This window comes from Borrelia persica No12, from assembly GCF_000500045.1.
Taxonomy (GTDB): Bacteria; Spirochaetota; Spirochaetia; order Borreliales; family Borreliaceae; genus Borrelia; species Borrelia persica.
This window is the reverse complement of the sequence record NZ_AYOT01000119.1, coordinates 1-680: the sequence shown is the minus strand read 5'-3', so window position 1 is coordinate 680 and position 680 is coordinate 1. Positions and strand designations below refer to the sequence as shown.

Genomic DNA, 680 nt, shown 5'->3' with positions numbered 1-680 from the left:
TACTTCAACAAAGATATCATCGGGTTTTTCGGTTGAAACCTTTAATTTAACTGCACGTTTGTACGGAAATCCAAAAGCCGGATATTCTTCTAATTTATCTTTACTACTTGATATAGATTCACAGATAGAATCAAATGTTAATAAGTTTTTATTCCTAAAACCAGTCTGAGCTTTAAATACAGCTGGTTCATCATCAAAACTTTTAGAGTATTTCTTTAATTTTAATATATAGTCTTTAAGTGTCTTACCCTCAGTAGTCTCAAGTACTGGTGCATGTCTTTTACCTCTTCTTTTACCCCTTGTAGAAGCTTCTTGTCTTTGAACCTCACTATCAAGCTCTTCACTTAAGTCATCACTATCAATCAACGGAGAACTAATCTCATGATCAAGTGATTCAGAATGCTCATTTGATATTAAGCCTGCTTGTTGAATCTTGCTACTCACTATGAATTAAGTCCTCTATTTCCGAATATACTTACAAGTGCTATGTAAAGATTTTCGTTGATTTTAAATGCCTTTGATAAGGCAATACCATTAATAGTACGAGAACCCGAACCACTGTCATTTTCAATCTCTCCATTTGTATCAAATTTAACTTTTACATTAGGCGTAATACTGCTTTGACTACTTTTTTTGACTACCAAATATCCAGTAAAGTTATTTGTTATTGGCAGAACAGT

At 32.8% G+C, this 680-nt stretch carries 2 protein-coding genes; both read right to left on the bottom strand.

The genetic code is table 11. From position 1 onward, the window contains the following. Nucleotides 1-444 (bottom strand): DUF228 domain-containing protein (locus U881_RS11450; protein WP_024653124.1); only part of this gene is annotated, 444 nt, incomplete at its 3' end. Continuing rightward, nucleotides 444-680: DUF228 domain-containing protein (locus U881_RS0102410; protein ID WP_024653123.1), on the bottom strand; the 237-nt coding region annotated here is incomplete at its 5' end. The genes U881_RS11450 and U881_RS0102410, both read right to left, overlap by 1 nt.